The following is a 25,303-nucleotide window of genomic DNA, read 5'->3' as shown; positions in this document are numbered from 1 at the left end:
CCGCGGGGCGCTCATGGCGGTGGGTGAGGCGGTGTGCGCGGGCGGTGTCCGGAGGCTGAAATGCCGAGGCGGGCGAGGACCGACTGTCGTAGATTGCCCCCTTGTCATGATGAGTGTGTAAGGCATGCGTTTCTTGGGCGTGTGATGGGCCGGGGACGAACGAGGGAGCGGCGTGGCGGAGCAGGACGGGTCGGCGGTACGGGACGAGGTGGCCGCCGCCCGCAGGATCGTGGTCAAGGTCGGCTCGTCCTCCCTCACCACCGCGGCGGGGGGCCTGGACGCGGACCGTGTGGACGCGCTGGTCGACGTGCTCGCCAAGGTGCTCGACGGCGACGGTAAGGGCGGCGGCGGCAGGAACGGCGACCGTAAGGGCGGTGACGGTAAGGGTGACGACGGTAAGGGCGGCGCGAACGGCAAGGAGATAGTCCTGGTCTCCTCCGGCGCCATCGCCGCCGGGCTGGCGCCGCTGGGCCTGGACCGGCGCCCCCGCGATCTCGCCCGCCAGCAGGCGGCCGCGAGCGTCGGACAGGGGCTCCTGGTGGCCCGCTACACGGCCTCCTTCGCGCGCTACGGCCGCCGGGTCGGCCAGGTGCTGCTCACCACGGACGACACCAGCCGCCGCGGCCACTACCGCAACGCCACCCGCACCCTGGACCAGTTGCTGGCCATGGGCGCGCTGCCGATCGTCAACGAGAACGACACGGTGGCCACGGACGAGATCCGGTTCGGTGACAACGACCGGCTCGCGGCCCTGGTCGCCCATCTCGTCCGGGCGGATCTGCTGGTGCTGCTCTCCGATGTGGACGGCCTGTACGACGGGGACCCCAGGACCCCCGGCACCTCCCGGATCGACGAGGTCCGGGGCCCCCGGGACCTGGACGGCGTCTCCATCGGCAGCGCGGGCCGCTCCGGGGTGGGCACCGGTGGCATGGTCACCAAGGTCGAGGCGGCCCGGATCGCCACCGCGGCCGGGGTCCCGGTGGTGCTCACCTCCGCCAGCCGGGCCGGGGACGCCCTGCTCGGCCGCCGTACGGGCACGTTCTTCCACCGCACCGGCCGCCGCTCGGCGAACCGGCTGCTCTGGCTCGCCCACGCCTCCGCGCCACGTGGCGCCCTCACCCTGGACGACGGCGCGGTACGGGCCGTCGTGGAGCGCCGCACCTCGCTGCTGCCCGCGGGGATCGCGGCCGTGGAGGGCGAGTTCACCGCCGGTGACCCGGTCGAGCTGAGGGACACCGAGGGCCGTCCCGTGGCCCGTGGACTGGTCAACTTCGACGCCAAGGAGATCCCGCAGCTGATCGGCCGCTCGACCAGGGACCTGGCCCGCGAGCTCGGTCCGGCCTATGAACGCGAGGTGGTCCACCGCGACGACCTCGTCGTCCTGGACTGAGCCGCTCCGGCGGCGCGGGCACCCTCGCGGGGCACCTCCCAGCGGTAGCTGAGGGAGAACCGGCCGCCGGAAAATAACCCCCCTCCGAAAAACCTCAAAAGCGCCCCGCGGGCGGGCGTGGGCTGGTCAACTTTGTTCAACGGGGTCGCGCGGGGCAGCGCGCCGGCTGTGGGAGACGCGGCGGAGTCCGAGCGGAAGGCCGCGGCCATGGCACCGTCACGAGATGCTCCGCCCGCGCGTGAGCGGAGCAGCGAGTTACAGGAGGCCGTCGGTGAGACGAGGGCGCCCGGGGGCGTCGCCCAGAGGGGCGGCGGAGCGCACCCTGACCAGTGTCGGAGCGGGCGACGCCGGGACCGGCGACGCCGTGGCGCACGATGCCGGGCGTGGCGAGGCGTCCCGGCTGTGGCACATCACCCTCAGCGTCTCGGGGAGCGAGGCGCCGCTGCCGGAGGTCCGCAGGGCGCTCGAGCAGCTGGCCCATGACCATCCGTTCCTGCTGACCAGCCGCTACGCCAACGATCACGCCGAGATCCGCTACTGGGAAGAGGCCCGTGATCTGCATGACGCCGCGGCGGTCGCGCTGCGGCTGTGGGGCGAGCACCGGGCCTCGGCCAAGCTGCCGCCCTGGGAGATCGTGGGGCTCGAGGTCATCGACCGTGATACGTATCACCATCGGGTCGCGGAGGGGTACGGGCCGCCACCGGCCTCCCCGGTGGGCGTGCATCCGTTCTGAGGACGGATGTGCGACGCCGAGATGTGAGAATGCCATCTCGAACTGCGGAATAGTGCGTGGATCTCCGCCCCCGGCTCAGTACGCTTCGGGCATGACCAGCGCACCCACGTCGCCGCTCACCGACCCCTGGCCGAAGTCCCCGGTCCTCCAGGCCGCCTACCGGGCCCAGGTCGCGGCCGCCGATCTCGCGCCACTGCCGCGCGCCGTCAAGGACGACGCGCTGCTCGCGATGGCCGACGCCCTGGAGGTGCGCACCAAGGAGATCGTGGAGGCCAACGCGGCCGATGTGGAGCGGGCCCGCGAGGCCGGCACCAGCGATGCCATCGTCGACCGGCTGACGCTCACCCCCGAGCGGGTGCGGGCCATCGCCTCCGATGTCCGCGACGTGATCGCGCTGCCCGACCCGGTCGGCGAGGTGGTGCGCGGCTCCACGCTGCCCAACGGGATCGACCTGCGCCAGGTGCGCGTTCCGCTCGGCGTCGTCGGGATCATCTACGAGGCCCGGCCGAATGTGACGGTGGACGCCGCGGCGCTCTGCCTGAAGTCGGGCAACGCGGTGCTGCTGCGTGGCTCCTCGTCGGCGTCCCACTCCAACGCCGCACTGGTGAAGGTCCTGCGCGACGCCGTCGGCGGGGCGGGGCTGCCCGCGGACGCGGTGCAGCTGGTGCCGGGCGAGAGCCGGGAGTCGGTGCGCGAGCTGATGCGCGCCCGCGGCCTGGTGGACGTGCTGATCCCGCGCGGTGGCGCCTCCCTCATCCGTACGGTCGTCGAGGAGTCCACCGTCCCGGTCATCGAGACCGGCACCGGCAACTGCCATGTGTACGTGGACGCCGACGCCGACCTCGACATGGCGGTCGAGATCCTGGTGAACTCCAAGGCCCAGCGGCCGAGCGTGTGCAACGCGGCGGAGACGCTGCTGGTGCACCAGGACATCGCCCCCCGGTTCCTGCCCCGCGCCCTGGACGCGCTGGCCGAGGCCGGGGTCACGGTCCACGCGGACGAGCGGGTCATGGCGCTCGCGGAGGGCTCCAAGGCCACCATGGTCCCGGCGGTGATCGACGACTGGGAGACCGAGTACCTCTCGTACGACATCGCGGCGGGCGTCGTGGACTCCCTGGAGGCCGCGGTGAGCCACATCCGCCTGTGGTCCTCCGGGCACACCGAGGCCATCGTCACGACCTCCCAGCAGGCCGCCCGCCGCTTCACCCAGCTCGTGGACTCCACCACGGTCGCCGTGAACGCCTCCACGCGGTTCACCGACGGCGGGCAGTTCGGCTTCGGTGCCGAGATCGGCATCTCCACCCAGAAGCTGCACGCCCGCGGGCCCATGGCCCTGCCCGAGCTGACCTCGACGAAGTACATCGTCACCGGCGACGGCCACACCCGCTGACTCACCCGTTCGGGGGATGGTCGATTTCCGGCGCCGCTGGGGTGGATCTTCCCCCGAATACCATTTCACCCTGCCCAAATTGACCCGTCCGGTCTACTCTGAATGGGTGCCGGACGACGTGGGGGGCAAGCCGTTCCCGGACGGCGACGAGCCCGACGACCGCAGCCACGGCGAGACGAACGACGAGTTCGCCGCCGTGGTCTTCGACGAGGACTTCGTACGGTCGGCCCCGATCCATGAGCCCACCGCCATCGAGCGGATGCTGGCCGCCGCCGAGGCCCGTGCCGAGGCCGAGGCGTCCCGGCGCCGCAGGGCCGGTGTCGCACCCGAGGACGAGCTCTTCGAGGACGGATACGGGGCGGAGGCCGACTTCTACGGCGCGGACGACCCCGACGGGCGCTTCCGCCCCGGACGGGACGGGGACGACGCCTACGGCCCCTACGGGCGCTACGGCAGCGCGGGGCGTCCTTACCGCGGCCATGCCCGCTGGCACCGCCCGGTGGCCTGGCTGCTCGCCGTCCTGATGGGCATCGGGGTGGTCGCCCTGGCCTTCACGGCGGTCTACCGGGGAGCCTCGGGCAACCGCCAGGACCCCGCCCCGCCGCCCGCCACCAGCGGTGTCGACGGTTCGCCCTCGGGGCAGCCGCGCCTGGAGCCCTCGGCGTCGGAGTCGGCCCCGGAGCCGAGCGGGGCCAAGGGGCCGACCGCCTCCGCCGTACCGCCGTCGCGGTGACGCCCTCGCACCTCGCTAGCACGTCGCGGCGTATGGGGCGTTTCCTCCGCACTCGCCTCCCAAGTTGTGGAGTACCACCGCGTTTACCGTCGCCCCTGGCGACCTACTCTTGAGATATGACCGGGCGTGGAGACCCTCCCGAGGGGACACCCGAGGGCGTCCCGGGAGGTGGTGAGGACGAGTACCGCTCCGTCGTGTTCGACGAGTCGTTCGTCCGTGCTGCCCGGCTCCAGGAGTTCTCCGCGGACGAGCGCATGGGCGAGCACGCACGGGCGGTGCGCAGCCGGCACGCCTGGGCCAGGGCCGGGGCGTCGCGCCAGGCCGTCGCGCTCGTCCTGCTGATCGCCATCGCCTTCGCGGCGGCCGTCTACATGGGCGTGCGCCACCCGTACCAGACGCCGCAGCCGCAGACCGTGGAGCCACTGCACAGCAGCGTGGTGCCGCTCGCGCCGCGTGGTGAGGTGCCCGGAGGGCCGCCGGACCGGCTGTTCCGCAACAGCCCTGCCGCCGAGTTCCGCACCGGCGCCCAAGGGGTCACCGTGCCCGGCGCCCGCCGCACCCAGAGCTTCTCCGAGAGCCAGGTGATGACGGCGCTCACCACCGCCAAGGACTACCTGGTCAAGTCCGCCATCGACCCGGGTGCGCTCACCGGCGGCCCGGTGCAGGCCGTAAGGCTGCTGCTGGATCCCGCCCAGCAGACCCAGTTCGACCAGAGCTTCCGGCACCCGGTCGACGACGGACGGCATGCGGCCACCGGCTGGCTGAACCGCTTCAATCCGGCCGAGGTGACCCTGGCCGACACCCCGGTGCGGGTCCGCGGCACCCTTACGGTCATCGAGCGCAGCGCCGCGACCCTGGAGGTCGCCGCCGACCACGTCTTCGTCTACGCGGTCCAGCCGGCCCATGAGCACGGATCGGACCATGCCTCGCTGTTCACCGTGCGCCGCGAGACGCGGTTCCGCTTCGACCGGAACGATCTGCGCGACCACCATCTGGAGCTGGTGCAGAGCACCGTGCTGGCGGGCCCGCAGGCCTGCGCCGCTAACGCCTCCGGCTATCTGCGGCCGATGCTCGCCGGTCAGAGCGCCAAGGGCGACGCCCCGACGGGCACCGACCCGTACACCACGGGCCGGACCACGGTGTCGCTGTGCGGCGTCATGGCCCCCGGGACCCAGCCCGCCGTCGACGGGCGGTCCTGAGGGGTCCTGAGGGCCGGGCGGGCCCGAGGGGTCCTGAGGCCGCCAGGGGCCGTCTCAGCGCCGCGGCGGGGTGTCCCCGGGCCCGTCGTTCCCCGGTCGCTCCTCCGGCCCGTCTCCGGTGCGCTGGTCCTCGGCCGCGTCCTGAGCTCTGTCCTGAGCCCCGCCCTGGGGCTCGTCACGGGGCTCCTCCCGGGGCGGCGTGCCCTCCTCGGCGGTCTCACCGTGCCTGCCCGCGCCGCCGGTGAACCGGTCGCGCAGCTTGCTGCCCAGGTCCCCGGCGCCGCCCGCCACGTCCCTGACGAAGGCGAACAGCGGGTCCTTGCTGTTGCGGACCGACTCCGCGTAGTGGCTCGCGGACTCCCGGAACGAGTCGCTGACCGAGGTGTCCCGGTCCTCGTCGCGGCGCGGGTAGTGGCCGTCCATGAGCCGCTGGTAGTCGCGGGTCGCGGCCCACTTCTTGAGCTCGGCGGCGCGCACGGTGGTGAACGGATGGCTGCGCGGCAGCATGTTCATGATCTTGAGGACGGAGTCCCGCAGATCGCCGCTCGACTCGTACTCCTCGGCCTGCTCCAGGAAGGCGTCCACGTTCATCTCATGGAGGTGATGGCCGCCCGCGAGCTTCATCAGCCCGCGCATCGAGGCCCGCAGATCCTGCCCGACCAGCAGCCCCGCCCGGTCCGCCGACAGCTCCGACTTGCGGAACCACTCGCGGAGCGCCGTGACCAGCGCCAACACCGCCACATTGCCGAGCGGAATCCAGGCGACCTTCATGGCGAGGCTGGTGAGGAAGAGCAGTATCGTCCGGTAGACCGAGTGCCCCGACAGCGCATGGCCCACCTCATGGCCGATGACGGCCCGCATCTCCTCCTCGTCGAGCAGTTCGACCAGACCGGTGGAGACCACGATGATCGGTGCGTCCATGCCGATGCACATCGCGGTCGGCTGCGGGTTCTGGGTGACGTACATGGCCGGGACCCGCTCCAGGTCCAGGATGTAGCAGGCGTCCCGCAGCATGTCGTGGAGATGGGTGAACTGCCGCTCGCTGACCCGCACCGAGTCGGAGAGGTAGAGCAGCCGCAGACTCCGCTCGGGCAGCAGACCGCTCAGCGCCTTGAAGACGGTGTCGAAGCCGGTCAGCTTGCGCAGCGCGACCAGCGCGGAGCGGTCCGCCGGATGTTCGTACGCCCGTGAGGAGATCCCGGGGAACCGCCGCCGTTCCCGGCCGGGCACATGCTCCCGGGCGTCTCCCGTCCCGTTTCCACCACCGGTCTCGTGGCTGTCGCTCATGTCGCCCCCTCGTTGATTGCCCGCTCGACGGGGAGCCCGGTCCGGGCCCTCGTCCGGCGGCCCCCAGCCTAGGCCCTGAGCGCCTGGGGGCTAGCGTGGAGACATGCCCGAAATGACTGGCCTCGCCGAAGCCCTCGCCGCCACCTCCCACAACAACGACGGCCCGGGAGCGCTGCTGCGCATCGTCATCGTGGTCGGCGTGGTGGGCGCCGCCCTGCTCGCCTGGTTCCTGCTGCGCGGATACAAGCAGGACTGATACGAGCGGGGCTGCCACCGGCAGGACGGACATCGGGACCGAAAACCGCCTCGCATACGATGTGGCCGACGTGTTGTGACGCCTAGACCCGGATAGGTACTGCCGCGATGACCGCTTTCAGCACCGCACATGCCGCCCTGACCACGCTCGCGTCCGAGGGCGGTGAGCACACCGACACCCACCCGAGCATCAGCCCCTTCATGACCGGCGGTGCGGCCCTGGTGATCCTCTTCCTGCTGCTGTGGATCACCACGCGCTTCAACCGGGACCGCTGACCTGGGCGATTGCCCCTATGGGCCCCGGCTCCGGGCCGGGCCCAGTAGGGTCTGCACGCATGGAAGAGCAGAAAGGGTCCGGCAAGCGGCGACTGGGTGTGATGGGCGGGACGTTCGACCCGATCCACCACGGCCACCTGGTCGCGGCGAGTGAGGTGGCCTCGCAGTTCCATCTCGACGAGGTGGTGTTCGTGCCGACCGGGCAGCCCTGGCAGAAGAGCCACAAGAAGGTCTCCCCGGCCGAGGACCGCTATCTGATGACGGTCATCGCGACCGCCTCGAACCCGCAATTCTCGGTCAGCCGTATCGACATCGACCGCGGCGGGCCCACCTACACCACGGACACGCTCCGGGAACTGCGCGCGCTCAACGGTGACGCCGATCTGTTCTTCATCACCGGGGCCGACGCACTCAACCAGATCCTCACCTGGCGCGACGCCGAAGAGCTCTTCTCGCTGGCCCACTTCATCGGGGTGACCAGACCCGGGCACATACTGGCCGACCCGGGGCTGCCGGAGGGCGGGGTGTCGCTGGTGGAGGTCCCGGCTCTGGCGATCTCGTCATCGGACTGCCGGGCGCGGGTCGCTCATGGCGACCCCGTCTGGTACCTGGTGCCGGACGGCGTGGTGCGCTACATCGACAAGCGCGAGCTGTACCGGCACGACTGCTGAAGGGGTACCGGTGAACGACCGGCAGGATCCGTACGACCCGTACGCACAGGACCCGTATGGCCAGGAGCCGCAGATCTACGGCTATGACGCCTATGGGCGTCCGGTTTACCAGCCGCAGGCGGAACAGCAGCAGAGTTACGACCCGTACGCGCAGCAGCAGGCCCGCTACGGGGAGCAACAGCAGCAACACGACGGGTACGGGTACGCCCCTTACGGCCAGCCGCAGCATCACCAGCCCCAGCAGCCCCAGCAGCAGTCCCAGACGCAGAACTACGACCCGTACGTTCAGCAGCAACAGCAGCAGTACCAACAGCAGCAGTACCAACAGCAGCCACCGCAGGGTTACGGCTACGACTACCCGCAGGCGGCAGCCGCCCCGACCGTCCCCCCGCAGCGCGAGGAGCCCAGCCCGGAGCCGAACCCCTACGAGGAGCTGAGCCCGGAGCAGTTGCGCCCCGGGTCCGAGGCGCCTCCGGCCGGGGAGCCCCGTGCCACCGGGCCCCGGTCTGCGGAGCGGCAGCGGCCAGGGGGCGCCGATCAGCAGGAGTACCACACCGAGCAGTTCTCCTTCGTCGAGGAACAGGACGAGGAATCCGACGACGTCATCGACTGGCTGAAGTTCGCCGAGACCCGCTCCGAACGTCGTGACGAACGCCGCCGTAAGGGCCGCAACCGGCTCGTCGCGCTCGTCGTGGTCCTGGTCCTCGCCGCGGCCGGCGGGGTCGGCTACCTCTGGTACGCGGGCAAGCTCCCGGGGCTGTCCGACGACGCCCAGGACCAGGCGGCCGCGGGCGGTCCGCAGAAGCGCGATGTGATCGTCGTCCATCTGCGCGAGACCAAGGGCGGCCGCACATCCACGGCCCTGCTGGTGGACAACGAGACCACCAAGAAGGGCACCACCGTCCTGCTGCCGAACTCGCTGGCCGTCTCCACCGAGGACGGCGCCTCCACCACGCTCGGCAAGTCCGTGACCGACGAGGGCTCGGACTCCACCCGGGACTCGCTGAGCACCTTGCTGGGGTCGAAGATCCAGGGCACCTGGCGGCTGGACACGCCCTATCTGGAGAACCTCGTGGAGCTGGTCGGCGGGATCAGCCTCGACACCGACGCGACCGTCCCCAGCCCCCAGAAGGGCGAGGACCCCCTGGTCAAGCGGGGCAAGGATCAGATCGTGAGCGGCCAGGCGGCCGTGGCGTACGCCACGTACCGCGCGCCCGGTGAGGCACAGTCCAAGCAGCTCGCACGGTTCGGGCAGGTCATGCACGCGGCCCTGAAGAAGCTCTCCAGCGATGCGGAGGGCGCCACCAGCACCGTGGAGTCCCTGGCCCAGATCCCCGACCCGTCGCTGTCCGAGCAGCAGCTGGGCGCGTCGCTGGCGAAGCTGGCCGAACAGGCCAAGAGCGGTGCGTACGACACCGCGATGCTGCCGGTCCAGCCGGACGGGACGCTCAGCAGCCAGGCGACCGACCATGTGGTCAAGGACATCCTGGGCGGCACGGTCAAGAACTCCGACAAGAGCACGGCACCCCGGGTCAGCGTGACCAACGCCGGAGGCCCCAAGGACGCGTCGAGCGCCGCGCGGGTGGCGCTCGTCAACGGCGGCTTTACGGTCGTCACGGCGGCGGAGGGCGGCGATGCGCAGTCGGCCTCGCGGGTGACCTACGCGGACAACGCCCAGGCGGGCCAGGCCAAGGAGGTCGCCAAGACGCTCGGGCTGCCGGAGTCGGCGGTGCGGAAGGGCAAGGGCGCGGCCAACGCGGACATCACGGTCCTCCTCGGCCCGGACTACGACGCCACGGGCTGAGGCGACCCGGACGGCGACCCGGCGGCCCGGGCGGCTCGGCGGCCTGGGCGGCTCGGGCGGCCCGGACTGCGGCCGCCCGGCGTGACGGTGGGCCGTGAGACCCTGGGGGAAGCCAGACCTTCGAGGTACCACCGACCGAAAGCCTTGCCTGTGACCGCCACGGACCGCTCCCTCGAGCTCATCAACGCCGCCGCCCAGGCGGCCGCCGACAAGCTCGCGCACGACATCATCGCGTACGACGTCAGCGATGTGCTCTCCATCACCGACGCCTTCCTGCTGGCCTCGGCGCCCAACGACCGCCAGGTCAAGTCGATCGTCGACGAGATCGAGGAGCGGCTGAACAAGGATCTGGGCGCAAAGCCGGTGCGTCGCGAGGGCGACCGAGAGGCCCGCTGGGTGCTGCTGGACTACGTGGACATCGTGGTGCACGTCCAGCACAGCGAGGAGCGGGTGTTCTACGCCCTGGAGCGGCTCTGGAAGGACTGCCCGCAGCTGGAGCTCCCGGCCGACGCCGAGGCCACCCGCGGCAAGGCGCAGGAGTACGCGCAGGCGCAGGGCCCGGACGGCGGCGCGGGCGGTGAGCTGAGCTGAACGGCACGCAAGGCGCCCGTGGCCGCCGCATCGTCCTGTGGCGCCACGGGCAGACGGCCTGGAACATAGAACGCCGCTTCCAGGGCTCCCTGGACATCGAGCTGACCGACACCGGTGTCGCGCAGGCGCACCGCGCGGCCCGGCTGCTGGCCGCCCTGAAGCCGGACGCGATCATCGCCTCCGATCTGAAGCGGGCGGCGGCCACGGCCGCCGAGCTGTCCGCCGTCACGGGTCTGTCGATCGCGCATGACGCGGGCCTGCGGGAGACCTACGCGGGCAAGTGGCAGGGGCTGACCCACGAGGAGATCATCGGGCGCTTCGGCGAGGAGTACGCGGCGTGGAAGCGCGGGGAGCCGATCCGGCGCGGCGGCGGTGAGCTGGAGACAGAGGTGGCCGACCGGGCGGCGCCGGTGGTGCTCGAGGGCGCCGACAAGCTGCCGGACGACGGCACACTCGTGGTGGTCAGCCACGGCGGCACGATCCGCACCACCATCGGCCGGCTGCTCGGCCTGGAGCCCCGCACCTGGGAGGCGCTGGGCGGCCTGTCCAACTGCTGCTGGTCCGTTCTGGGCGAAGGCGCGCGGGGCTGGCGGCTCCTGGAGCACAACGCCGGGTCGCTGCCCGAGCCGGTGCTCGGCGACGACGACTGAGCGGATTTCCTTTCCCGGCAGGTCACCGGCTATGCTCCTTCTCGTTCGAAGCGCTACGGCGCGGAGAAGAGCGGGGCTATAGCTCAGTTGGTAGAGCGCCTGCATGGCATGCAGGAGGTCAGGAGTTCAATTCTCCTTAGCTCCACAGAACCGGGATCCCGTCTCCCTCACAGGGAGGCGGGATCGCTGCTTTCCGCACCGCTTCCGGCCCGGGTCTCCGCCGCGGCCCTCTCCTCCCGCAGTACGGACAGCGGCTTGGCGTGCATCGTGCAGCCGATCAGCGGGTCGTGCAGGAGGCGCACCCGCCGCACATGGTCGCGGCTCTCCTCGTCGCAGGGCGTGTAGACCACGATCCGGGTCTCCGGCACCCCGCTGACCCGCATCGAGGTCGAGGTCAGCCGGATCTCGCCGACCGAGGCGTGCCGCACCACCTTGATCCGGGAGCCCGGCGGCGCCACGTCCCCGCTGTGCCACAGCCGGGCGAAGTCGTCGCTGGCCTCCAGCAGCCGGGCTATGAAGTCCTCCCAGGCGGGCTCGCCCACATGGCGTCCGTACCCGCCGCGCAGCGTGGCCACCAGGAGCGGCAGCTCCTCTTCGAGGTTCACATAGGGAGCGCAGCAGCGCCGGGCCACGAACAGCTGCCACAGGGCGTTCCGCTCGGCGGCGGCGGAGAGCAGCATCTCCGGGAACAGGCCGCCGTACCCGGCATTGGCGGCCAGGACGTCGTAGCGGGCGTTGTAGACCACCGCCGGGAGCGGGTCGAGCGCGTCGATGATGCCCTGCACCTCGGGGCTCACGCTGCGCGGATCGCGCTCCCGGCCGGGCACATACGGCACCTCGGCCAGGTGGTAGAGGTGCTCGCGCTCGGTCTTGTCCAGCCGCAGGGTGCGCGCGACCGCGTCCAGCACCTGCACGCTGGCGTTGATCGGGCGGCCCTGCTCCAGCCAGGTGTACCAGGTCACACCGACGCCGGAGAGCTGGGCGACCTCCTCGCGGCGCAGCCCCGGGGTGCGCCGCCGCAGACCGGGCGCCATGCCCACGTCGGCGGGGGTCACCCGGGCACGGCGGCTGCGCAGGAAGGCGGCCAGCTCGGGCCTTCTGCGCCGAGTGTTCGCGGTCATCGTCGCTCTCCCCATCCCCCGTGGAGCCGGGCCGCACGGTCGGTCCCCCGTGGAGCCTTACGGTTCCCCCGTCGAGCCGTACGGTCCCATGCTCCCGGGGGCGGCGGGCGGCTGCCAGGTGCTGCCACTACCAGCATCGGCGGGCTCTCGTTACCGGTATCCACCCGGCCACAGGCTCGACCCATGAGACACACGACCCCGACCACCCTTCCTCCGACGGGGGACCTCGGTGGATCCAGTAAAGGCGAGACCACTGACAACCGGGCCAATGGCGGCTCGGCCGCCGACCACCGGGCCGCACGGCGCCCTGCCTCCCGGCGCCCTCCGCGCCCCGGCTGGCTGCTGGCGATCGTCCTCACCGGCCAGCTCATGGCCGTCCTCGACGTCTTCATCGTCAATATCGCCGCCCCGACCGTGCGCGCCGATCTGCACGCCTCCGGCGCCGGGCTCCAGCTCGTCATCGCGGGCTACACCGTCTCCTACGCCGTGCTGCTGATCACCGGCGCGCGGCTGGGCGCCCTGATCGGTCACCGGCGGATGTTCCTGACCGGGCTCGCGGTCTTCACCGGTGCCTCGCTGGCCTGCGGGCTCGCCGCCACCACCGGGCAGCTGATCGCCTTCCGGTTCGTCCAGGGCGCGGGTGCCGCGCTGATGCTGCCGCAGGTGCTGAGCCTGATCCAGCGGACGTTCACGGGCGGTTCGCGGGCACGGGCGCTGGGCGCGTACTCCGCGGTGCTGGCCTCCGGCGCCGCCGGCGGGCAGATCCTGGGCGGGCTGCTGGTCGAGGCCGATCTGCTCGGCTCGGGCTGGCGCCCGGTCTTCCTGGTCAACGTGCCGATCGGGCTCGCGCTGCTGGCCATCGGCCCGAGGCTGCTGCACGACCCGGCCGATCCGCCGCGCCCCGCCGATCCACCGCACCGGGCCGAGGCCCCGCGCCCGGCCGACGCGCCGCGCCCTCGTGGGGAGGGCGCGGCCGTCCGCCGGAGCGGTCTGGACCTGCCCGGTCTGGTGCTGCTCGCGGCCGCGGTGCTGCTGTTCACGGTGCCGCTCGTGCTTGGGCAGGAGCGTGGCTGGCCGCTGTGGTGCTGGATCACGCTCGGGCTGAGCGCGGTCCTGGTGGCGCTCTTCGCCGCGTACGAGACCCGGCTGGCCCGGCGCGGCGGTGCGCCGCTGATCTCCCCCGGGGTGGCGCGGGCGCCGGGGATACCGCTCGCGGTGATCCGCATCGCACTGGGGATGGCGGCCAACGCGGGGTTCCTGTTCGCCCTGACCCTGCATGTGCAGGGCGGGCTCGGCTACAGCCCGCTGCGGGCGGGGCTGACGTTCGTCCCCACGGCGGTCGCGTTCGGCGTCGTTGGCCTCAACTGGCAGCGGCTGCCCGCCCGCTGGCACGCCGCCACCGTCCCGGGCGGATTCCTGCTGGCGGCCGTCTCGTTCGCCGGGACGGGGCTGGCCCTGCGCGACGGCACGGACGGCGGCCCATGGCTCCTCGTCGCCCTTACGGCTTCCGGCGCGGGGCTCTCGCTGGCCTACAGCCCCCTGCTCACGCGGACGTTGGCGACCGTAAGGCAGCAGGACGCGGCGGACGCCAGCGGGGTGCTGGTGACAGCGGCTCAACTCGGCCTGCTCACCGGCGTCGCGGTCTTCGGGGCGGTGTTCCTGGGCGCCGCGGACGATACGGTGCCCAGTGCGGGTGCCTCCGCGGACGCCCTATGGGTGACCTGCGTCGCCTTGGCCGGGGCCGCGCTGTGCGGAGCGCTGATGAGTCTGGTGAGACGAGTGGGGCATCTCCGCTGACCTGCGCGTCGTCCCGTGGCAGAATCGGACGGCCGGAGGGGGATGGGGCCGACACGTCCGATGGGGAGGGCAGGTGGGATGCGGACCAGCATCCTCGATGCGATCGAGGACCCGTCCCGCAGGGCACGAGCGGGCATCGTGTGCCCGTCCTGCGGCTCCGGACACGTGGCACAGGTCCTCGGTGACAACGGCGGTGTTTCCTACGTGTGTACGGCCTGCGGCCATAGCTGGAGCTGAGTGAGATGGGAGCCCACAGCCGGAAGTGCGACTGGTGCGGCACCGGTACACCGATCGTCCGCGACATGGAGCCGCTCAACTCCGACTACCAGTACTGGTGTGCGGAGTGCGCACGAGCGCTGATCATCCGGGGCGATCCCATCGAGACCTACCGAGAGCTGGAAGGGGAGCCGATCTACGGCCGGCTCCTCGATGAGCACTGCACGCTGAAGCGTTTCTATTCGTTCGCGACGGCGTAACGGGGATCTGCTCCGGCCTCCGGCTAATCGATTTGGCGGAAGGCCGGGGCGTCCGTGTAATGTAGGCGTCGCCGCCGGGGAAACCGGGCGGAGCGAGACCTGGGGCTATAGCTCAGTTGGTAGAGCGCCTGCATGGCATGCAGGAGGTCAGGAGTTCAATTCTCCTTAGCTCCACATCAAGGAGGCGAGTCGTCCGTAAGGGCGGCTCGCTTTTCGTTTCGCGTGACGAGGGCCACCACCTCCGTGCGGCCCGTCCGCGCCCTGCGGTAACCTGGCCGCATGCGTGCCGTACGCCTTCTGCTTAGCGGGCCGCGCTGATCAGTACCGACCGAGTAGCTCCGGTCGGCATCAGCGCGGCGTCCCCTCCTGTGCGAGGGGTCTTTTTGTTTCGGAAGCAGGGATCCGCTGCGTTGCCGCAGGCAGAGACGACCGATGGAGCTTTGAGGACCATGAGCGAGACCAATGCCGCGGCCGAGGTGGCCGCGCCGCACCGCTACACGGCCGCCCTGGCCGCCGACGTCGAAGCCCGCTGGCAGGACTTCTGGGACGCGCACGGCACGTATGAGGCGCCCAACCCGAGCGGCGACCTGGCCGGTGACGACGAGGCCGCCGCCCGGCCAAAAAAGTTCGTCATGGACATGTTCCCGTACCCCTCGGGTGCGGGACTGCACGTGGGTCATCCGCTGGGCTACATCGCCACCGATGTGTTCGCCCGCTACCACCGCATGACGGGCCACAACGTCCTGCACACCCTGGGCTTCGACGCCTTCGGCCTGCCCGCCGAGCAGTACGCGGTGCAGACCGGCACCCACCCGCGGGTCAGCACCGAGGCCAACATCGAGAACATGCGGCGGCAGCTGCGCCGGCTGGGCCTGGGCCACGACAAGCGCCGCTCGTTCGCGACGATCGACCCGGACTACTACAAGTGGACCCAGTGGATCTTCCTGGAGATCTTCAACTCCTGGTACGACCCGGAGGCGAAGAGGGCGCGCCCCATCGACACCCTGGTCCAGCGGTTCGCCTCCGGTGAGCGCCCCACCCCCGACGGCCGCCCCTGGGCCGAGCTGACCGAGCCCGAGCGCGCCGACATCCTGGGCGACTACCGCCTGGCCTACGCCTCGGACGCGCCCGTCAACTGGTGCCCCGGCCTGGGCACCGTGCTGGCCAACGAGGAGGTCACCGCGGACGGCCGCTCCGAGCGCGGCAACTTCCCGGTCTTCAAGGCCAAGCTGCGCCAGTGGAACATGCGCATCACCGCCTACGCCGACCGGCTGCTGGACGACCTGGACGAGCTGGACTGGCCCGAGGCCATCAAGTTGCAGCAGCGCAACTGGATCGGCCGCAGCGAGGGCGCCCGGGTCGACTTCCCGGTGGCCGAGCACCCCGATGCCAAGATCACGATCTTCACCACCCGCCAGGACACCCTGTTCGGCGCCACCTACATGGTCCTGGCGCCCGAGCACGGCCTGGTGGACGAGATCGTCCCGGCCGCCTGGCCCGAGGGCACCCACGACGTCTGGACCGGCGGTCACGCCACCCCGGCCCAGGCCGTCGACGCCTACCGCAAGCAGGCCGCGGCCAAGTCCGACGTCGAGCGGCAGGCCGAGGTCAAGGAGAAGACCGGCGTCTTCACCGGCGCGTACGCCGTCAACCCGGTCAGCGGTGAGCGAGTGCCGGTCTTCATCGCCGACTACGTCCTGATGGGCTACGGAACCGGCGCGATCATGGCCGTTCCGGCGCACGACGGCCGTGACTTCGCCTTCGCCCGAGCCTTCGAGCTGCCCATGCGCTGCGTCGTCGAGCCCTCGGACGATCGCGGTACCGACCCGTCCACCTGGGACGACGCGTTCGGCTCGTACGATGCCAAGATCGTCAACTCGGTGGGTGACGGCATCTCCCTGGACGGCCTGGGCGTGACCGAGGCCAAGGCCCGGATCACCGAGTGGCTGGAGTCACGCTCCATCGGCGAGGGCACCGTCAACTACCGGCTGCGCGACTGGCTGTTCAGCCGTCAGCGCTACTGGGGCGAGCCCTTCCCGATCGTCTACGACGAGGAGGGCGTGGCCCACCCCCTGCCCGAGTCGATGCTGCCCCTGGAGCTGCCCGAGGTCGAGGACTACTCGCCGCGCACCTTCGACCCGGACGACTCCGACACCTCCCCGGAGACCCCGCTGTCCCGGAACGAGGAGTGGGTCAACGTGGTGCTGGACCTGGGCGACGGGCGCGGGCCGCGGCCGTTCCGCCGCGAGACCAACACCATGCCCAACTGGGCCGGCTCCTGCTGGTACGAGCTGCGTTACCTGGACCCGCACAACGGCGAGCGGCTGGTCGACCCCGAGGCCGAGCGCTACTGGATGGGGCCGCGTGAGGGGCAGCCGCACGGCGGCGTCGACCTGTACGTGGGCGGCGCCGAGCACGCGGTGCTGCATCTGCTGTACGCCCGGTTCTGGTCCAAGGTGCTGTTCGACCTGGGGCATGTCTCCTCGGTCGAGCCGTTCCACAAGCTGTACAACCAGGGCATGATCCAGGCGTATGTCTACCGGGACAGCCGCGGTATCGCCGTCCCGGCCGCCGAGGTCGAGGAGCGGGACGGCGCCTACTGGTACAACGGCGAGAAGGTCACCCGGCTGCTGGGCAAGATGGGCAAGTCCCTGAAGAACGCCGTCACGCCGGACGAGATCTGCGCCGAGTACGGGGCCGACACGCTGCGGCTGTACGAGATGGCCATGGGCCCGCTGGACGTCTCGCGGCCTTGGGACACCCGCGCGGTCGTCGGCCAGTACCGGCTGTTGCAGCGGCTGTGGCGCAATGTCGTCGACGAGGGCACCGGAGAGGTCACCGTCGTCGACACCGAGCCCGACGAGGCGACGCTGCGCGCCCTGCACAAGGCGATCGACGGCGTCCGGCAGGACATGGAGGGCCTGCGCTTCAACACCGCCATCGCCAAGATCACCGAGCTGAACAACCACGTCACCAAGGTGCGCGAGGTGCCCCGCTCGGTGGCCGAGGGGCTGGTGCTGCTGATCGCGCCGCTGGCCCCGCATGTCGCGGAGGAGCTGTGGCACAAGCTGGGCCACTCCGAGTCGGTCGTCCATAAGTCCTTCCCGGTCGCCGATCCGGAGTACGTCGTGGACGAGACCGTCACCTGTGTGGTGCAGGTCAAGGGCAAGGTCAAGGCCCGGCTGGAGGTCGCGCCCTCGGTCTCGGACGAAGAGCTGGAGGCGCTGGCGGTGGGGGACCCGGCGGTCGTGGCGGCGCTGAACGGCGCCGGCATCCGTAAGGTCATCGTGCGCGCGCCGAAGCTGGTGAACATCGTCCCGGCCTGATCGGCTTCTCACCTGTGGGCGGGTTGGGGGTTCGTCAGGAACCTCTGACCCGCTCGGCGCGTTTACGCTGAGAGGACGACCGCCACCGTGCCGTGACCGCCGCCCCAAGGAGCGCACATGGAAGCCATCTGGATCCTGTTGACGCTTTTCGTCCTGATCATGCTGGCGGGGGTCTATGGGGTCGTTCGCGGGGTCAGGGCGGCCAAGCGCGGTATCGACCGTACGGTGCACCAGGCCCGTGCCACGGTGGAGGAGACCAGACTCCGGGCCCGGCAGCTCGCCCAGCCCGGCGCGGCCGGTGAGCTCGCACAGCTGCGGCTCTCCCTGCGCGGCTCGATGCGCGCCACCGGGCAGGCGCTCCAGGCGGCCGCCCCGCAAGACCGCTCCCTGTCGGAGTCGTTGGGCCTGTTCCAGCGGCTGAGCACCCATGCGCTGGACCTGGAAGCGGATCTGAAGCGGTTGGAGCAGGAGCCCGACAGGGCCAGGCTCGCCGCCCTGCTGCCCGAGATGCGGGAGCGTACGCAGCGGATCACCCATTCGGCCGACTCGCTGCGCTGGGCGGTCCAGGAGCGGGCGCATCGGATGGCGCACGACGATCTGGACTCGCTGGGCCGCGAGATCGAGATGGAGGCGGGGGCGCTGCGGCACTGGACGGCGGTGGAGCCCGACGAGCCGCCGACGGCGCCCGAGGCGGGTTCACGGCCTGAGCCCGGGGCGGGGGTGCGCTCGGGGTCCGAGGCGGGGCGGGAGCCGGAGCCGCCCCGGCCGTCGCTGGGGGCGAGGCCGAATACGGAGCCCCAGGCGTGGCAGAAGCCCTGGCAGAAGTCCCGCCGTCCCGAGAACACGGCCTGAGAACCCGGAACTCCCGGAACTCGGGAACTCGGGAACCCGAAACCGGCGAATCCCGGAACGAATCCGGTCTGAGAACAGGATCTGAGTCACGTCTGAACAGGGCATGATCGGCAAGGCAATTGATCATCCGGTGGGGTCGCGCTGTCGGCAGGCGCCATCCCCCGATAACCTCCCAGTCATGTCCCGCCATGTCGCGATCGTGACCGATTCCACGGCGTACTTGCCGCAGGATGCGATGGAGCGGCACCGCATCACCGCCGTGCCGCTGACGGTGGTGCTCGGAGACCGGGCCCTGGAGGAGGGCACCGAGATCTCGGCCCGGTCCCTCGCGCAGGCGTTGCAGAAGCGGAAGCCGGTGACGACGTCCCGGCCCAGCCCGGAGATGTTCGCGGCCGCCTATCGGGCCGCCGCCGAGGAGGGCGCGACGGGCATCGTCTCCCTGCATCTGTCGGCCGAGTTCTCCGGCACCTACGACGCGGCGGTGCTCGCGGCGCAGGACGCGCCCGTTCCGGTGCGGGTGGTGGACAGCGGAATGGTCGCGATGGCGCTCGGCTTCTGTGCGCTGGCGGCGGCCGGGACGGCGGAGGGCGGCGGCACGCTGGACGAGGCCGTGGCGGCGGCGGAGAAGCGGGCCGACGGCACGGCAGCCTACTTCTACGTCGACACCCTCGACTACCTGCGGCGCGGCGGCCGCATCGGCGCGGCCCAGGCCCTCCTCGGCTCGGCGCTCGCGGTCAAACCCCTGCTCCAGCTCGACGAGGGGCGGATCGAGCTGCGGGAGAAGGTCCGCACCGCCTCGAAGGCCATCGCCCGGCTCGAGGAGATCGTGGTGGAGCGGGCTGGCCGGAGCCCGGTGGACATCGCGGTGCAGCACCTGGCGGCGGGCGAACGGGCGGCGGCGCTCGCGGAGCGGCTGCGGGAGCGGGTGCCGGGGCTGGCGGAGCTGTATGTGAGCGAGGTGGGCGCGGTGATCGGGGCGCACACCGGGCCGGGGCTGCTGGGGGCGGTGGTCTCTCCGCGATAGCGGAGGGTGGGGGAGGCTCTTCACTCGACGGGGTGACGGAGTTGTCCACAACGCGGGGGTTATCCCCGGAAATTGACGGGGATCAGTGCGATCGGCTCCACACGCCTACCGTCAGGTGGCATGAGGTCACGATCACGCACAGTAACCACGGGCCCGGGGCGGGGCCGCCATCGCGACGGCCGGGCGGGCCGCCGCCCACGCCCGCCGTCCGGCACGGGTCCGTCCGGCACGGGTCCGGCCGACACGAGCCTGGTCGGCGCGGGAAGCCACCACCGCGGCGCCCACCGCCAGACGCACCCTGCCGCATCCTCACGCGCGAGCCGCGCGGCGACGCTCTTCGCCACGGCCTCGTCGCCGCCTCGGGCGTCCCCGGCCGCGGTCGGGTCCATCGCTCTGGGCGGCAGGGACGGGCCGAAGGGCGTCGCGGGGTCGGCCGTGGCTGTGAAGGAGGTAAGGCACGAGGGGCCGACCGAGGACGGGCACGAGGAGGGGCCCGAGAACGCGTGGCAGAGCGCGTCCGGGAAGACGTCCGAGACCTTGTCCGAGAAGGCGTCCGAGAGCGCTCCGCTGCGCCGACGCGACCGGGCAGGGCTGGCCCTGCGCGAGCGGCTGCCGGTGTGGCTTCAGGTGCGCTGCGGCATGGAGCTGAAGACGGTCGCCGCCCTGGCGGTCGCCCTGCTCACCGCCGTGGCCTTCGCGGCCTACCACTTCTGGACCGGCCGTCCCCAGACCGTGCGCGCCCCGGACCCGGAGCCCCCGCGCGCCGCGCCCTCCGAACCCGGGCCGACGCCGGGCGGGCAGCTCACCTCGTCCGGCGGCGGCCGGACGGTCGTGGTGGATGTGACGGGCAAGGTCCGCCGTCCCGGCCTGCGCAAGCTGCCGCCCGGGTCGAGGGTCGCCGACGCGCTGGAAGCGGCGGGTGGGGCACGGCCGGGCGCCGACCTGAGCGGGCTGAACCGCGCCCGCCCGCTGGTGGACGGAGAACAGATCGTGGTCGGCGCCCCTGCGGCCGCGGCCGGACCACCCGCGCCGGGCGCGGCAGCCGGTGGCTCGAACGCACCCAACGCACCCAACGGGCCAAGCGCACCCAACGGGCTCAACGCACCCAACGCACCGGCCGGGCCGGGGGCACCCGGTGGCTCCATCAGCCTGAACTCCGCGACCGCCGAACAGCTCGACACCCTCCCGGGAGTCGGCCCCGTCCTGGCCCGGCACATCATCGACTACCGCACCCAGCACGGAGGTTTCCGCTCCATCGATGAACTCCGCGAGGTGAACGGCATCGGCGAGCGCCGGTTCGCCGACCTGCGCCCGCTGGTCCAGCCATGACGTCCGCGCAGATCCCGCGCACCCGCGCGGTCGCGCAGACCCCGCGCACCCGCGCCCCGGTCCATGCCGCGGCCGCGTCCCCACGCGGTGCGTCACAACCGCGACAGGAAGGCCCACCCGACCTCCGCCTGGTACCCCCGGCCCTGGCCGCCTGGGCAGCCGCGGCACTGGCTCTGGACGCACCACTCCTGGCGGTGGCCCTCGCCTGCACAGCAGCCACCCTCGTAGCGGCGGCCCTATTCCTCCGGACCCGCCGACGAGCCCCGACGCCGGACGGCCGACACCACGACCTACCCCGCTCCCGACACGGACCGGACGCGCCCTCGTCGGCACCGCTCCCGGACGGCCCCAACCTGCCGGGGCGGCAAGCCACTTCACCACCACGCGCCGCCGCCTGGCGTGGGCGCCGTATGGCAGGAGCGATCGCCGCATCGCTGTTGTGCGGGGCCGCCGCGGGGGCGGTCGCCGGGCTGCACGGGGCGGACGTACGCCGCGGCCCCGTCCCCGCACTCGCCCGGGAGTACGCGGAGGCCACAGCCGAGGTGGCCGTCACGGGGGACCCACGGCTCACTCGGCCACGGGTGCGGGGCGCGGCGCTCGCGCCCGCGTCCGTGGTCCTGGAAGCAGAGGCCCACCAGGTCACCGGCCCCGGCGGCACCATGACCACCACCCGCACGCCCGTCCTGCTCACGGTCCACCCCAGGTCCGGCAAGGAGCGGACGGCCTGGCTCGGGCTGCTGCCGTCCACGCGTCTGCGCGTCCACGGCCGTCTGGCGCCGCCGTTGCGCGGCGGCGACCGTATCGCGGCCGTAGTGCGCGCAAGCGGCGGGACCCCGAGGGTCACGGGCCCGCCCAGCGCGGTCCAGCGGTTTGCCGGGCGGCTGCGCGCCGGGCTGCGCACCGCGACCGACGGACTCTCCCCGGACGCGCGGGCGCTGCTCCCCGCGCTGGTCGTGGGGGACACCTCACGGGTGTCACCCGAGCTGGACGAGGCGTTCCGGGCCACGGACATGCTGCACCTCATGGCCGTCTCCGGCAGCAATCTGACGCTGGTCCTCGCACTGCTCACGGGCCCGCCGCAGCTGGCCGGGCGGGCCGAGCGGCGCGGTCTCGCGGGCGCGCTCGGCATCCGGCTGCGCACCACCGCCCTCCTCGGTGGCGGTCTCACCCTCGCCTTCGTCATCGTCTGCCGTCCCGAGCCCAGTGTGCTGCGCGCCGCCGCCTGCGGGCTGATCACCCTGCTCGCCCTCGGCACCGGCCGCCGCCGCTCCCTGCTCCCGGCCCTGGCCGCCGTCGTCCTCGCGCTGGTGCTCTACGACCCCTGGCTGGCCCGGAGTTACGGCTTCCTGCTCTCCGTGCTGGCCACCGGCGCCCTGCTCACCATCGCGCCGGGATGGAGCGCGGCCCTTCAGCGCCGTGGCGTACCGCCCCGGGTGGCCGAGGCGCTGGCGGCCGCCGGCGCGGCCCAGGCGGTCTGCGCACCGGTCGTCGTGGTGATGGCCGCGCGAGTGAGCCTGGTGGCGATCCCCTGCAACCTCATCGCCGAGGTGGCGGTGGCCCCCGCCACCACCCTCGGCTTCGCCGCGCTCGCGGCAGCCGCCGTCGTACCGCCGTTCGCCCAGTGGATCGCCTGGCCGGCGGGCTGGCCCGCCGAGTGGATCGCCCAGGTGGCCCGGACCGGTGCGGCGCTGCCCGGCGCCGAGGCGGACTGGCCGGACGGCTGGACCGGCGCGCTCCTGCTGGCCGCCGTGACTCTGGCCGTGGTCCTCGCGGGCCGCCGACTGCTGCGCCACCGCCTGCTGTGCGCCCTATGCGCACTGCTGGTGCTGCTGGCCGTCATACGCCCGGCGCCCCTGGCCCGGGTCATCACCGGCTGGCCACCGCCCGGTTGGCGGATGGTGGCGTGCGACGTCGGCCAAGGTGACGCCCTGGTCCTGGCCGCGGGCCCCGGCACGGCCGTCGTCGTGGACACCGGCCCCGAGCCAAGAGCCGTCGACCACTGTCTGCGTTCCCTGGGCGTCGTCCGGATCCCGCTCCTGATCCTCACCCACTTCCATGCCGACCACGTGGCCGGGCTGAGCGGTGCGCTACGCGGCCGTGCGGTCGGTGCGATCGAGACGACCGCTCTGGAAGAACCACCAGGCCAGGCCGAGTTCGTACGCCGCAAGGCCCGGTCGGCGCATATCCCGGTCATCCCGGCGCGGCCAGGGGAGCGACGACGCTTCGGCCCGCTGTCCTGGCAGGTCCTATGGCCCGCCGAGCTACCCGGCCGGCCGCCCGGCCAGCCACCCGGCCCGGCCGCGACCGAGGGCCCGAACGACGCGAGCGTCACCCTCCTCGTCCGCACGGCGGGCCTGACCCTGCTCCTGCTGGGCGACCTCGAACCCCCTGCCCAGCAGGCCCTGCTGACGACGCACCCCGCCCTGCCCGAGATCGACGTTCTCAAGGTCGCCCACCATGGCTCGGCCTACCAGGACCCACAGCTGCTCCGACGCCTCAGCCCCCGCCTGGCCCTGATCTCCTGCGGCGCCGACAACCCCTACGGCCACCCCTCGCCCCGCACCATCGCCGCCCTGCGCGCCCAGGGCGCCGCCGTACTGCGAACCGACACCGACGGCCCCATCGCGGTCACCCACGACCGGGGCCTGCGCGCGGTCCTCGGAGGCCGTGGCGCGGGCACCCAACGGTCGGCCTGAAACACCCCAACTACCGAGGCGGTGTCCCTGGTGGCGCGAGCCGTCTGGGCAACTCCCCTCCCCGCGCCTCCCCGCAGCACCGATATGCGTCTCCGCCGCGTGGTCCGCGGGACAGCCCGTAGGCGGTTTCGGCCGCGAGTAGGGCGCCAGAGGTCTTCCCTTCGGCCCTGGCGCCTCACTCATGTCCGCGGCACGCCTCAGTGGCAGTGGCCATGGCGGCCGAGGGTCTCCACGGGGGTCGCGCCGGGGCGGGACCACTGCGGCACGGGGCGGCTGGTCGGGCCCCAGGTGGCGTTCCCGTCCGCGTCCGAGCGCCAGGACCAGCACGCGCCGCGCCCCTCGGGACGGCCCTCGGGGTTGTCCTCCCACGCCTCGCCGCGGCCGTAGGGCGTCATGTCGAGCAGGCCGAGCGATCCGTTGACCCGCTCGTTGCCGCGGCCCGTCGTGGAGTAGGTGAGGAACACGCGGTCGCCGTCGCGCAGATAGCAGGTGAGGTAGCCCATGTCGCCGCCGGCCGGCCCGTCCACGCCGCGCACCGAGTACCAGGGCTGGGGGTAGCCCATGAACGCGACGTAGGAGGCCACCTCGTCCCAGCGGCCCGTGGTCAGGACGGCGAACGAGACACCGCGCGCGTTGAGGTAGTCCGCCTCCTTGAGATGCCAGGCCGTGGTGGTGCAGCCCTCGCACTGCCCCTGGTGCGGTGCGCCGTCGTACCACATGTGCTTGTAGACCACGAGCTCGTCGCGGCCCTGGAACAGGTCCAGGAAGGGGACCGGGCCGTCGGGTCCGACCACCTTGACCGTCCCGTCGAACTCCACCATCGGCAGCCGTCGGCGGGCCGCGGCGATGGCGTCGCCCTCGCGGGTGTGGGCCTTCTCGCGGACCAGCAGCTCGTCACGGGCGGCCTGCCAGGTGGCCAGGTCGACCACGGGCGGGCGGCCGGGCAGCGAGGTGGTCGGGTCGTCCGGTGTGGCCGTCATGGTGTCCTCCGTGGTGTTTCGCAGGTGTCTCGTACCGGGCGGCGTCGTACGGCGTTCTACGACGGTCACCAGAAGAGACTCCCGGCCCGGCCGGAACTCATCGCCGCGGGGAGCGCCCCGCCCTCAGACGCGGTCCAGGGGACGGTGGGGTTCGGCGGGGAGCTCGGCCTGGATCAGGTCGCCCGGGCGGACCGTGCCGCCCTCCCGTACGACGCTCATGACTCCGGCCTTGCGGATGATGTTCCCGGCCTCGTCGCGGCCGACGACCTGTTTCAGGAGGCCGTTCTGGAAGTGGTCGATCTGGAGGCAGGGGTTGCGGAGGCCGGTGACCTCCAGCACTGCCTCGTCGCCGATGCGCAGCAGGGTGCCGACCGGGAGGGCGAGCAGGTCGATGCCGCGGGTGGTGATGTTCTCGCCCAGGTCACCGGGCAGCACCTTGAAGCCCTCCGCACCGACCTCCGCGAAGAGTTCTTCGTGGATGAGGTGGACCTGGCGCAGGTTCGGCTGGGTGGGGTCCTGGGCGACGCGGGAGCGGTGTTTGACCGTTACGCCGGCGTGGACGTCGCCCTCGACGCCGAGGCCGGTGAGCAGGGTGATGCTGTCCCGGTTCGGTTTGGTGAACGAGTACTCGCCGTTGCTGCTGACTGCCGTCACAGTTCCGTTCATCGTTCCGTTCATCTTCGGAATCCCCCTCTTCCATGACCACGATTGGTTACGGCACCA

The 25,303-nt window shown here is 72.1% G+C and carries 22 protein-coding genes and 2 tRNA genes; 20 read left to right on the top strand and 4 right to left on the bottom strand.

Annotation, left to right across the window (positions count from 1 at the left end):
• Positions 1 to 172 precede the first annotated feature (172 nt).
• The 5 genes from proB (at position 173) to ACJX2R_RS19865 (ending at position 5,445) form a co-directional block, all read left to right on the top strand.
• A complete protein-coding gene (gene proB, locus ACJX2R_RS19885; RefSeq protein ID WP_413101229.1) occupies positions 173 to 1,390 on the top strand; it encodes a glutamate 5-kinase in 1,218 nt (405 codons plus the stop codon).
• Positions 1,391 to 1,661: 271 nt separating this feature from the next.
• Positions 1,662 to 2,123, top strand: coding sequence for a hypothetical protein (locus ACJX2R_RS19880; RefSeq protein ID WP_262700000.1), 462 nt, complete (start codon positions 1,662 to 1,664; stop codon positions 2,121 to 2,123).
• Between the two features lie 91 nt (positions 2,124 to 2,214).
• The gene (locus ACJX2R_RS19875) at positions 2,215 to 3,513 is read left to right on the top strand and encodes a glutamate-5-semialdehyde dehydrogenase (protein ID WP_413101228.1); all 1,299 of its coding nucleotides are present in this window, start codon (positions 2,215 to 2,217) and stop codon (positions 3,511 to 3,513) included.
• 106 nt (positions 3,514 to 3,619) lie between these two features.
• Entirely contained in the window at positions 3,620 to 4,246 is a 627-nt protein-coding gene (locus tag ACJX2R_RS19870) for a hypothetical protein (protein ID WP_262700002.1), read from the top strand.
• Positions 4,247 to 4,362: 116 nt separating this feature from the next.
• Positions 4,363 to 5,445, top strand: a complete 1,083-nt coding sequence (locus ACJX2R_RS19865) for a hypothetical protein (RefSeq protein WP_413101227.1) — start codon at positions 4,363 to 4,365, stop codon at positions 5,443 to 5,445.
• A gap of 54 nt (positions 5,446 to 5,499) precedes the next feature.
• Here ACJX2R_RS19865 and ACJX2R_RS19860 read toward each other — a convergent pair whose 3' ends face one another.
• Positions 5,500 to 6,732: a M48 family metallopeptidase gene (locus ACJX2R_RS19860; protein WP_413101226.1), complete on the bottom strand. Its 1,233-nt coding sequence runs from the start codon at positions 6,730 to 6,732 to the stop codon at positions 5,500 to 5,502.
• 103 nt (positions 6,733 to 6,835) lie between these two features.
• On the opposite strand from ACJX2R_RS19860, the gene ACJX2R_RS19855 reads away from it, so the two are divergent.
• The 7 genes from ACJX2R_RS19855 (at position 6,836) to ACJX2R_RS19825 (ending at position 11,124) form a co-directional block, all read left to right on the top strand.
• Entirely contained in the window at positions 6,836 to 6,988 is a 153-nt protein-coding gene (locus ACJX2R_RS19855) for a hypothetical protein (RefSeq protein WP_262700148.1), read from the top strand.
• Positions 6,989 to 7,095: 107 nt separating this feature from the next.
• On the top strand, positions 7,096 to 7,263 hold the full coding sequence (locus ACJX2R_RS19850; protein WP_037945979.1) for a hypothetical protein: 168 nt from the start codon (positions 7,096 to 7,098) through the stop codon (positions 7,261 to 7,263).
• A 59-nt stretch (positions 7,264 to 7,322) separates the two neighbouring features.
• On the top strand, positions 7,323 to 7,934 hold the full coding sequence (nadD, locus tag ACJX2R_RS19845) for a nicotinate-nucleotide adenylyltransferase (protein ID WP_037945980.1): 612 nt from the start codon (positions 7,323 to 7,325) through the stop codon (positions 7,932 to 7,934).
• Positions 7,935 to 7,944: 10 nt separating this feature from the next.
• Positions 7,945 to 9,738 (top strand): LytR C-terminal domain-containing protein, encoded by a 1,794-nt coding sequence (locus ACJX2R_RS19840; RefSeq protein WP_413101225.1) that lies wholly within the window; start codon positions 7,945 to 7,947, stop codon positions 9,736 to 9,738.
• A 150-nt stretch (positions 9,739 to 9,888) separates the two neighbouring features.
• Complete coding sequence (rsfS, locus tag ACJX2R_RS19835) at positions 9,889 to 10,329, top strand: ribosome silencing factor (protein WP_020871362.1); 441 nt, start codon at positions 9,889 to 9,891, stop codon at positions 10,327 to 10,329.
• Complete coding sequence (locus ACJX2R_RS19830; RefSeq protein WP_413105900.1) at positions 10,326 to 10,979, top strand: histidine phosphatase family protein; 654 nt, start codon at positions 10,326 to 10,328, stop codon at positions 10,977 to 10,979. The genes rsfS and ACJX2R_RS19830 overlap by 4 nt, the downstream gene beginning before the upstream one ends.
• A gap of 72 nt (positions 10,980 to 11,051) precedes the next feature.
• A tRNA-Ala gene (locus tag ACJX2R_RS19825) sits at positions 11,052 to 11,124 on the top strand.
• 22 nt (positions 11,125 to 11,146) lie between these two features.
• Here ACJX2R_RS19825 and ACJX2R_RS19820 read toward each other — a convergent pair.
• Positions 11,147 to 12,100, bottom strand: coding sequence for a helix-turn-helix transcriptional regulator (locus ACJX2R_RS19820; protein WP_413101224.1), 954 nt, complete (start codon positions 12,098 to 12,100; stop codon positions 11,147 to 11,149).
• A gap of 183 nt (positions 12,101 to 12,283) precedes the next feature.
• Here ACJX2R_RS19820 and ACJX2R_RS19815 point away from each other — a divergent pair, with 183 nt between their 5' ends.
• From ACJX2R_RS19815 to ACJX2R_RS19780, 8 genes are all read left to right on the top strand, one after another.
• Positions 12,284 to 13,897: an MFS transporter gene (locus ACJX2R_RS19815; protein WP_413101223.1), complete on the top strand. Its 1,614-nt coding sequence runs from the start codon at positions 12,284 to 12,286 to the stop codon at positions 13,895 to 13,897.
• A gap of 242 nt (positions 13,898 to 14,139) precedes the next feature.
• Positions 14,140 to 14,373: a hypothetical protein gene (locus ACJX2R_RS19810; protein ID WP_030835565.1), complete on the top strand. Its 234-nt coding sequence runs from the start codon at positions 14,140 to 14,142 to the stop codon at positions 14,371 to 14,373.
• Between the two features lie 101 nt (positions 14,374 to 14,474).
• Positions 14,475 to 14,547, top strand: a tRNA-Ala gene (locus tag ACJX2R_RS19805).
• 275 nt (positions 14,548 to 14,822) lie between these two features.
• Positions 14,823 to 17,699 carry a leucine--tRNA ligase gene (leuS, locus tag ACJX2R_RS19800; RefSeq protein WP_413101222.1) on the top strand — a complete coding sequence of 959 codons (2,877 nt, stop codon included), beginning with the start codon at positions 14,823 to 14,825 and terminating at the stop codon, positions 17,697 to 17,699.
• Between the two features lie 117 nt (positions 17,700 to 17,816).
• Positions 17,817 to 18,551, top strand: a complete 735-nt coding sequence (locus tag ACJX2R_RS19795; protein WP_413101221.1) for a hypothetical protein — start codon at positions 17,817 to 17,819, stop codon at positions 18,549 to 18,551.
• Positions 18,552 to 18,729: 178 nt separating this feature from the next.
• Positions 18,730 to 19,575: a DegV family protein gene (locus tag ACJX2R_RS19790; RefSeq protein ID WP_413101220.1), complete on the top strand. Its 846-nt coding sequence runs from the start codon at positions 18,730 to 18,732 to the stop codon at positions 19,573 to 19,575.
• A gap of 435 nt (positions 19,576 to 20,010) precedes the next feature.
• A complete protein-coding gene (locus ACJX2R_RS19785; protein ID WP_413101219.1) occupies positions 20,011 to 20,904 on the top strand; it encodes a helix-hairpin-helix domain-containing protein in 894 nt (297 codons plus the stop codon).
• A 410-nt stretch (positions 20,905 to 21,314) separates the two neighbouring features.
• Positions 21,315 to 23,600 carry a ComEC/Rec2 family competence protein gene (locus ACJX2R_RS19780; RefSeq protein ID WP_413101218.1) on the top strand — a complete coding sequence of 762 codons (2,286 nt, stop codon included), beginning with the start codon at positions 21,315 to 21,317 and terminating at the stop codon, positions 23,598 to 23,600.
• Between the two features lie 197 nt (positions 23,601 to 23,797).
• Here ACJX2R_RS19780 and ACJX2R_RS19775 read toward each other — a convergent pair whose 3' ends face one another.
• Together ACJX2R_RS19775 and ACJX2R_RS19770 are read right to left on the bottom strand one after the other, a co-directional pair.
• The gene (locus ACJX2R_RS19775; protein WP_413101217.1) at positions 23,798 to 24,580 is read right to left on the bottom strand and encodes a DUF899 domain-containing protein; all 783 of its coding nucleotides are present in this window, start codon (positions 24,578 to 24,580) and stop codon (positions 23,798 to 23,800) included.
• 123 nt (positions 24,581 to 24,703) lie between these two features.
• Positions 24,704 to 25,246 carry an MOSC domain-containing protein gene (locus tag ACJX2R_RS19770; protein ID WP_413101216.1) on the bottom strand — a complete coding sequence of 181 codons (543 nt, stop codon included), beginning with the start codon at positions 25,244 to 25,246 and terminating at the stop codon, positions 24,704 to 24,706.
• Between the last annotated feature and the right edge of the window lie 57 nt (positions 25,247 to 25,303).

Origin of the sequence: Streptomyces sp. Inha503 (genome assembly GCF_047215865.1) — a bacterium.
GTDB classification, from domain to species: Bacteria; Actinomycetota; Actinomycetes; order Streptomycetales; family Streptomycetaceae; genus Streptomyces; species Streptomyces lycopersici.
Note: the sequence above shows the minus strand (reverse complement) of the source record. Positions and strands in the feature narration are given on the sequence as shown.